8 protein-coding genes are annotated in these 7,837 nt (G+C 42.4%); 3 read left to right on the top strand and 5 right to left on the bottom strand.

Annotated elements, in window-relative coordinates; all coding sequences use genetic code 11:
- Positions 1-16 precede the first annotated feature (16 nt).
- The gene (locus LC574_RS16790; RefSeq protein ID WP_229454569.1) at positions 17-367 is read right to left on the bottom strand and encodes a VCBS repeat-containing protein; all 351 of its coding nucleotides are present in this window, start codon (positions 365-367) and stop codon (positions 17-19) included.
- Positions 368-823: 456 nt separating this feature from the next.
- On the opposite strand from LC574_RS16790, the gene LC574_RS16785 reads away from it, so the two are divergent.
- Positions 824-976: a hypothetical protein gene (locus tag LC574_RS16785; protein WP_229454568.1), complete on the top strand. Its 153-nt coding sequence runs from the start codon at positions 824-826 to the stop codon at positions 974-976.
- 510 nt (positions 977-1,486) lie between these two features.
- On the opposite strand, the gene LC574_RS16780 is transcribed toward LC574_RS16785, so the two are convergent.
- From LC574_RS16780 to LC574_RS16765, 4 genes are all read right to left on the bottom strand, one after another.
- A complete protein-coding gene (locus tag LC574_RS16780; protein ID WP_229454567.1) occupies positions 1,487-1,984 on the bottom strand; it encodes a DUF427 domain-containing protein in 498 nt (165 codons plus the stop codon).
- Positions 1,978-3,288 carry a type III glutamate--ammonia ligase gene (gene glnT / locus LC574_RS16775; RefSeq protein ID WP_229454566.1) on the bottom strand — a complete coding sequence of 437 codons (1,311 nt, stop codon included), beginning with the start codon at positions 3,286-3,288 and terminating at the stop codon, positions 1,978-1,980. The genes LC574_RS16780 and glnT overlap by 7 nt, the downstream gene beginning before the upstream one ends.
- Before the next feature lie 375 nt (positions 3,289-3,663).
- A complete protein-coding gene (locus tag LC574_RS16770; RefSeq protein ID WP_229454565.1) occupies positions 3,664-4,626 on the bottom strand; it encodes a fatty acid desaturase in 963 nt (320 codons plus the stop codon).
- A 311-nt stretch (positions 4,627-4,937) separates the two neighbouring features.
- Positions 4,938-5,573 (bottom strand): glutathione S-transferase family protein, encoded by a 636-nt coding sequence (locus LC574_RS16765; RefSeq protein WP_229454564.1) that lies wholly within the window; start codon positions 5,571-5,573, stop codon positions 4,938-4,940.
- A 238-nt stretch (positions 5,574-5,811) separates the two neighbouring features.
- Between LC574_RS16765 and LC574_RS16760 the strand changes: the two genes are divergently transcribed.
- Together LC574_RS16760 and LC574_RS16755 are read left to right on the top strand one after the other, a co-directional pair.
- Positions 5,812-7,236, top strand: a complete 1,425-nt coding sequence (locus tag LC574_RS16760) for a cobyrinate a,c-diamide synthase (protein WP_229454563.1) — start codon at positions 5,812-5,814, stop codon at positions 7,234-7,236.
- Positions 7,237-7,465: 229 nt separating this feature from the next.
- Complete coding sequence (locus tag LC574_RS16755) at positions 7,466-7,675, top strand: hypothetical protein (protein WP_229454562.1); 210 nt, start codon at positions 7,466-7,468, stop codon at positions 7,673-7,675.
- Positions 7,676-7,837: the final 162 nt, after the last annotated feature.

The raw sequence follows: 7,837 nt of genomic DNA, 5'->3' as shown, positions 1-7,837 counted from the left end.
GTTGATTGTGGATTTATCATTGTAAATTCGTAAATATATACCAAGTACCATTATTGGGTCGCCAGACAGCGAAATCATTTTTCCCATCACCACTATAATCGCCAGGAGCTGGTCTATCACCAGTTGTCCCCCATTGTTGAGTAATAATTTGACCTGTAGAGCTTTTAATTACATACCAAGTACCATTATTGGGTCGCCAGACAGCGAAATCATTTTTCCCATCACCATCATAATCGCCAGGGACTGGAATATCACCAGTTGTCCCCCATTGTTGAGTAGTAATTTGAGCTTTTGCTTTAAAATTTGATATCCCAATCAAGAACGGGACAGTTAAAGCCATCATTAATAATCTATAACCAACTTTCATGGAAGTATTCCCCTGTGTAGTGTTTAAATATCTTGCTTGAGGCTGAAATTACCTCGGTACACCCGAATCTGTATCTGTACCCTTAGAGGTTGTTTGAAAAGTCATAGTTGATGTATTAAATATTTTTTTACCCCACCCTAACCCTCCCCTTATAAAGGGGAGGGAACTGGATTTTCTGGTTTCCCCCCGATAAATTGGGGGGAACCGGAATCAAAGTTCCCCAATTTATCGGGGAGCCACTGCGCCCTTGCGGCTCTGCCGATGAGCCTTGCATGTGGTGTGGATTTAGGGGGATCTAGAACTTTTGATACCGACAAGAAGACTTTTCAAACATCCTCTTAGACTTACTCGTTTTCAATTAGCAGCTTTATAATACATGGTTAGTTGATATTCATTAGAGCTTTTAATCATTCTTAACTGGAGATAGATAAATCCGAAACCGTCAAAACAGCACAGATGATCTGCGATAAAACCTGGAGCGTTTTTGCAGGGGATGAAAACGCCTGGCGTTGCTTCACCACAGCGATCGCAGCTTCTACGAACTGTCGTATAACAGGCGCATCAAGGGAGGCGATCGCCAGTCAAGCTAATGTCGTAATTTGGGAATGAGGCACTTAAATAAGAATTAGTTATCCTTGCACAAAGGTAATATGGGCAGCAATACACTCGATAAGTTATTGAGAATATTTTTTCTGTCAGTAGCGAAAAAGATAAATTATCATAAAAAACTTTAGTCAAAAATTGAATTTATCTGCACTATAGGACTAGTATTTGATTTTTGAAAAACCTTCGTACATCTAAAGTTTTAAGAAATCAAATATGGTGTTTCCGAGAAACCACTTTAGGACTTACGCATTGACAAGAAATACCATATATGGATAAGTTTAAAAACCACATCTTTCGTAAGGGCTAAGCAATGCTTAGCCCCTACAGCATGGTCTATTGACGATCGCAGGATAATTAAGAAAAGCCTGAAAACTTCCGGGAGCATCGTTAATGCACATCACGATGAATTTGTACAGTGGTAAGTCCTACACTTCTTCGATCCATGCACTAAATCACCGTTGCAAAACTTAATTACAAATTACAAATTATTTTAATAACTTGTATTTTCATAAATTACCACCCCATTGTTCCTGGACTACCTTTAAATGGCCCGACAATATCAGCAGTAATCCATCCACCGTAAAAATCGCCAGGTTGAGACATAACTAACTCATCACTTACATAGCAAGCATCCATTAAACTAGGGTAAAAAGCATAGTATTCTTGAATCGTTACAAAATCAGGTGTAGGTTCAATATATCGCCAAGCAGCGTTATTTATATACTTATCACCGATGCTGATATCATAATATTGACATTTACCTTTCCATTCACACCAAGTTTTTTTAGGTGTTTCAATCAGATATTCTAGTTTAATGTCTTCAGAAGGAAGGTAATAAACCGGAGGATGGCTAGTTTCTAAGACTCTTTTAGCTTTAGTTGTTTCTGCTAAAAGAATACCATTACAAATTATCCGAATTGATTTGTTGGTATCTTCTAAACGAGCCGGACGGGGATAATCCCAAACTGATTCTTGACCGGGTTCTGGTACGATAGGATTTGGTATTAGCAATCTAACGTATTTTCCAGTTCCCAAGGAGTGATGCAGGTACTGTATTCATTCCACTCTTGGTGTTTCAATTTTAAATAAGCTGCTGTTAACCGTTCTCCAAGGCTTTGGGTTAGAACTGTGTTTGCTTTTAAGCAGCGTAATGCATCCAATAAGTTTGTCGGCAGCTGTTTTACCTGATCAAGGGGAAGCGGATCTGTATAGCTATTATTGTCATAACGTGGCCCAGGATTGCGCTTTTGGACAACTCCATCGAGTCCGGCGGCGATGAGTGCAGCAGCTAGTAGGTAGGGATTAGCTGCACCGTCAGCGAGACGGAACTCAAAGCGCCCAGCGTCAGGAATGCGGATAGCATGAGTGCGGTTATTGCCGCTGTAGGTAATGGTGCTAGGGGCCCAAGTTGCCCCGGAAGTAGTGACGGGTGCGTTAATTCGCTTGTAAGAATTGATTGTGGGATTTGAAAAAGCACACAGCGCCTCGGCAGAATGTAACACGCCTGCAATAAACTGGTAAGCTAAAGGTGAGAGTCCCAGTTCTCCTTGCTCTTCGTGGAAGAGATTTACTTTGCCTGCTGCATCCCAGATAGAAAGATGAGTATGGCAGCCGTTACCAGTCAAATGGGGGAAAGGCTTGGGCATGAAGGTAGCACGCAACCCGTGCTTTTCGGCAATTGTTTTGACCATATATTTAAAGAAGGCATGACGATCTGCGGTGACAAGGGCATCGGCATACATCCAATTCATCTCAAACTGACCGTTTGCGTCTTCATGGTCGTTTTGGTAAGCACCCCAACCAAATGTCAACATGGCATCGCAGATTTCACGAATTACTTCATAGCGGCGCATCAGGGCTTGTTGGTCGTAGCAGGGTTTGCTTTGACGATCGCGCAAATCAGATATACTGTTACCTTCGCTATTAAGCAGAAAATACTCACACTCTACTCCTGTGCGGACGCTATAGCCTAACTCTAAGGCTTGTTTGAGGACGCGCTTCAATACAAGTCTGGGGGTTTGTTCTATGGGTTGTCCACTCACAGTGTAGAGATCCGCGCTCATCCAGGCAACTTCAGCCTCCCAAGGTAATTGAAATAGACTAATAGGGTCGGGTATCGCTAAAATGTCTGGATCTGCTGGAGTCATATCTAGCCAAGCCGCAAATCCCGCGAAGGAAGCACCATTAGCTGCCATGCTATCAATGCTTGCAGCAGGCACAAGTTTTGCCCGTTGCACCCCAAACAAATCGGTGAATGAAATTAGAAAATAACGGATACTCTTTTCACGGGCAATTTCAGAAAGTGAGTTAGTCAAGTCGCTTTGCTCCAATTAAAAATTCAAAATGGAACCTATACGAAAGCTATTGCGATCGCCTGCAAGTTCGCCGTAAGTTTGGTACACGGGAGCATCCCACTTTTTTGCAACGTCATTGCGTTCGCCCTTGGCGTTCCCGCAGGGTACGAAACGAAGTGCAGTGAAGCAATCGCAAAATCTCGCACTAAGAACAAGTCTATGCGATTGCTTGTCTGCGACACGCTGCGCGAACGTCGTACCTCCTCGCAATGACAGTTATACTCTCGTTGAAAAATAAAAAATGGGATGCACCCTGGTACACTAACCTCACTTCGGATAGAACTGCACCACACTGAAGCCTAAAGTTTTCTTGCGTTAGAAAACTTGGGGATTTTGTCATATTGCTGATTGTTCCGATTTAGTCACAATATCCCTGTTGACTTTTATATAGCCTGGTTCAATGTGAGCAAAGTGCGGACTCAACTGCTTATGAGCATCAGCCAGCGCGTGGAACGGAATTGATGGGTATAAATGATGCTCTGCATGAAACGGCATATTCCACATAAAAAATCGCACAGGCCAGAGGGTTAGTGTTGTGCGCGTATTCGTCAGCCGATTAGCATCAAGAGTGCAACCTGTATGTTCTGCTAGCAGAATAAAACGCAGAATTGGCTGACCGACAATCAATGGCAGCAGCCAATAAAGTATAAACCAAGGCTGACCTACTGCAATTGAGAGAGCGATCGCAGCTGCATAAACAGCTAATTGCAGTCGAATGGAGCGAATAACTTCAGCACGTGCTGATTCTCTTATAAATGGGCAATCATCAAGTTGACCGAATGCAATCCGAAAATGCCCACGAATTTTGATCAACCACCAGGGTAAACCGCTAATTATTAATAAGTATTTAGCAAAGTTACTTGGTTTGGGGTCAGTTAATTCTGGGTCTTTATCAGGAACGCGAGTATAAAGGTGATGCCATTTGTGATAGTGACGGAAGAATGTGCTATTGTAAAATGAGAGCAAACCTGCACACCAAGCAACAGCATCATTTAAAGGATGAGCAGCGAATGCAGTTCTGTGAACGCATTCATGCATAGGTGCAAACATAGAAGCAATACTAAAACCATAAATCGCTAGTGTTGGTATTGCTAACGTCCAATTGCCCAAGTTTATCGCCCACAGATAGCCGCTGCATCCCATGACAGTTAGATGCAAAGCTAGTTGAAGCAGCCCTTTCGAGTTGAAGCGATCGTTTAAAGCACTCAAATCCTGTACAGAGAGAATCTGATGGGGGTTGTGCTGCCCAGCAGCTTTACGATTTAATAATTCTAATTGAGTAACTGCACCATTAGACATAATTAATTTGCTTGACTGATAACCTATTTGTAGACGTTGCAATGCAACATTTACACTCTACAAATAATCCTTAACTGAACTGTATTGTAGTTTATTCTGGTTTATCAAAACAGAATTCAGGAGTCAGGAGCCAGAATTCAGAATTGAATTCTGTGTGACACTTCGGCTACGCTCAGTGCATCGCTGGCGGATGAATAAGTGGGTTTAAGACCCCCACTAAATTGAAGATTTAGTGGTCAACAAGAAAGTGGTGGGTTTGAATCCCCCACTTTCTTGTTCTGATTCCTGAATTCTGACTTCTGAATTCTTCTTCAATGAAAAGATACGTCGTATTTGCCTCCACGCTCAAGTGCCTGTTTGTAAGCAGGTCGCCCATGAATGCGATCAATAAATTCTTTAAGCTTTGGTCGGCTTTCCACCTCTTTCGGGAGCATAGCGACTAGTTCGAGGGGAAAGCTCATTTGGATATCGGCGGCGGTAAATTCCTCACCGACAAACCACGTATTTTTACGTAGTTCAGCTTCTATGTAGTCAAAGTGAAGTTTGATCTGAGGCGCGACGAATCCACTAACAACGCTGCTGTCCCCTGCCTTGAAATTGTTCAATACTACCCGCATCACCAGAGGTGGCATTGCAGAGCCTTCGGCGTAATGCAGCCAATATGTATAGCGCAGATGCTCCGGTGTATCGGATGCCGGAACTAGGCGACCATTACCGTAGCGATTAACGAGGTATTCGATGATGGCGCCTGACTCAGCGATGGTGAGGTCTGCATCTGTGATCACTGGTGACTTGCCAAGCGGATGGACTTGACGCAGCGACTCCGGTGCCAGCATTGTCTTTGCATCGCGTTCATAGAATTTGATCTCGTATTCGATACCTAATTCCTCAAGCAACCACAGCACACGCTGCGATCGTGAGTTGTTAAGATGATGCACAACTATCATAAAACGTTCCTCTTCTGGTAGCTTATTGCTATCTGAGTTTTCGGCTAATCTCCAACTATGTTATTATTAGACAAATTTTTTCAGCCTAACTCCCCTAATTGGCTAGTTTTCTTGTTTCTAATTGGTATAAGTTTGAGTTAGTTGGTTTTAGAAACTCGTGCATCTGCTTTTGCAAAAAGCGACGATAGACACACAGCCAATAGTCAAAATAGTTGCTGCATACTAATTTGTTTCATTTATGGCTTTAGTCATTGCCGGAGAACGTAGTGGGGTGGGCAAGACAACAGTCACGCTCACCCTTTTAGCATCTTTACGCCGTCGCGATCGCTTGGTGCAATCTTTCAAGGTAGGCCCAGACTACATTGATCCGATGTTTCATCAACACGTAACTGGCCGTCCTTGTCGCAATTTAGACCCAGTGTTGACTTCTGAAGCCTACGTTCAGCAATGTTTTGCCCGTCATAGCCAACTGAGTGAATATGCCCTAGTGGAAGGGGTGATGGGATTATTTGATGGTATTTCGTCATTAGTCATTAGTCATTTGTCATTTGCAAAGGACAAAGGACAAAGGACAAATGACAAAGGACAAATTACTGATTTTGCGAGTACGGCACACATCGCGCGGCTTTTGGATTTACCTGTGGTGTTGGTGATTGATTGTAGTCGTTTATCTGGTTCTGTGGCTGCGATCGCTCACGGCTACCAATCTTTTGATCCCAGAATTAAAATAGCTGGGGTAGTATTAAATCGCGTGGGGAGCGATCGCCATCTGTCTCTACTGAAAGATTCTCTAGAACCCTTACAATTACCCGTTCTCGGCGTACTCCGCCGTCAAGATAACATCACAATTCCCGATCGCCATTTGGGTTTAGTTCCCACAGCAGAACTCCCCGAACTCAACGCTTTAATTAATCGCCTCGCTGATTTAGGAGATACCTGCTTCGATTGGCAACATTTATTACCCTTGTTAAAATCAAAACCTCTCCCTCATCCCCCTCATCCCCCTCATCCCCCCTCTTCTCCCGTCAGGATTGCAGTAGCCCGCGATCGCGCTTTTAATTTCTACTACCAAGACAATCTCGATTTGCTGCAACAACTTGGCGCAGAACTGGTTTTCTGGAGTCCCTTAGAAGATGCTGCAATACCAAAAGATGTGCAGGGAATGTATTTTGGCGGAGGTTTCCCAGAAGTTTTTGCCCAGCAATTAGCAGAAAATACTAGCGTTTGTGATGCCGTGAAAACAGCAATTCTTCAAGGAATGCCGACAGTTGCCGAATGCGGAGGATTGATGTATTTATGTGAGCAAATTATCGATTTTGAGGGTAAATCTTGGTCAATGGCAGGAGTTTTACCGACATCTGCTGTAATGGGTGGGCGTTTAACTTTAGGCTATCGTCGGGCAGTAGCTTTGCAAGATAATCTGTTAGTCAAGGCGGGTACAACTGTTTACGGACATGAGTTTCATCGTTCTCATTTAACCTTAACGCCCACTCAGCCCCTATTTGAAACTTCTCGCTATGATTGTGAAGAAAATATGGGATGCGAAGGATGGGGTTTACCTGCAAATGTTCATGCTTCTTATGTTCATTTGCATTGGGGAGAAAGTGGAGAAATTCCCCAGCAGTTTCTAGAGTATTGCCTAAGACATATTAAACCCTTTTAAATAGTCATAACTCGTTATATCTCTCTGCTTTACTAAACTTAGAAAAACCTAACTAAAGACATAGTTTTTAAAACTTCAATTTATCTGGTTTTAATACAAGCTCTGGTTCATCAAAATCTTGACTATAATCCCTTTTTAGGTTAGTATAGTTGTAGAAAACTATGCCTTAAAAGTGCTATTATGTAGCACATAGCTTGTTCAATTAATACAATAAACGTGGAGAATTAAGATGGCACGCTCAGTTAATATTAGTCTCAGTGAGAATGCTACAAAAGACCTCGAAGAAATTTCAAAACAATTGAATATTGATAAAACTGAAGTTCTTCGTAGAGGTATAGAAATCATGAAACTTTATTCTGATGCTAGCCGCACTGAAGACACAAAACCTGAACTGTTGTTAAGGAAAGGAAATACTGCTCAACAATTGCTTGTTGGGTAAGAGCAAGTCTACTTTCATAAACTTGGTATGCACTTGTAAGTTTTGATAAGGCATATATAAGTTAAGTAAATGTTAGTCTTGCTCAAAAATGCAACAAAAGCTTTAAAAGCTTTTTCTAAGACTTTTCTCCCTTACTTTCTACAAGTAGGGGAGAAAATTTCA

The organism is Nostoc sp. CHAB 5715, from assembly GCF_020829685.1.
Taxonomy (GTDB): Bacteria; Cyanobacteriota; Cyanobacteriia; order Cyanobacteriales; family Nostocaceae; genus Nostoc.
The sequence above is the reverse complement of the archived record's forward strand: the minus strand, read 5'-3'. Positions and strand labels throughout refer to the sequence as shown.

Excerpts from the sequence above, each read along its gene's own strand:
- LC574_RS16790 (WP_229454569.1), bottom strand. The coding sequence starts at position 367 with ATGAAAGTTGGTTATAGATTATTAATGATGGCTTTAACTGTCCCGTTC.
- LC574_RS16785 (WP_229454568.1), top strand. The coding sequence starts at position 824 with ATGATCTGCGATAAAACCTGGAGCGTTTTTGCAGGGGATGAAAACGCC.
- LC574_RS16770 (WP_229454565.1), bottom strand. The coding sequence starts at position 4,626 with ATGTCTAATGGTGCAGTTACTCAATTAGAATTATTAAATCGTAAAGCT.
- LC574_RS16765 (WP_229454564.1), bottom strand. The coding sequence starts at position 5,573 with ATGATAGTTGTGCATCATCTTAACAACTCACGATCGCAGCGTGTGCTG.
- LC574_RS16760 (WP_229454563.1), top strand. The coding sequence starts at position 5,812 with ATGGCTTTAGTCATTGCCGGAGAACGTAGTGGGGTGGGCAAGACAACA.
- LC574_RS16755 (WP_229454562.1), top strand. The coding sequence starts at position 7,466 with ATGGCACGCTCAGTTAATATTAGTCTCAGTGAGAATGCTACAAAAGAC.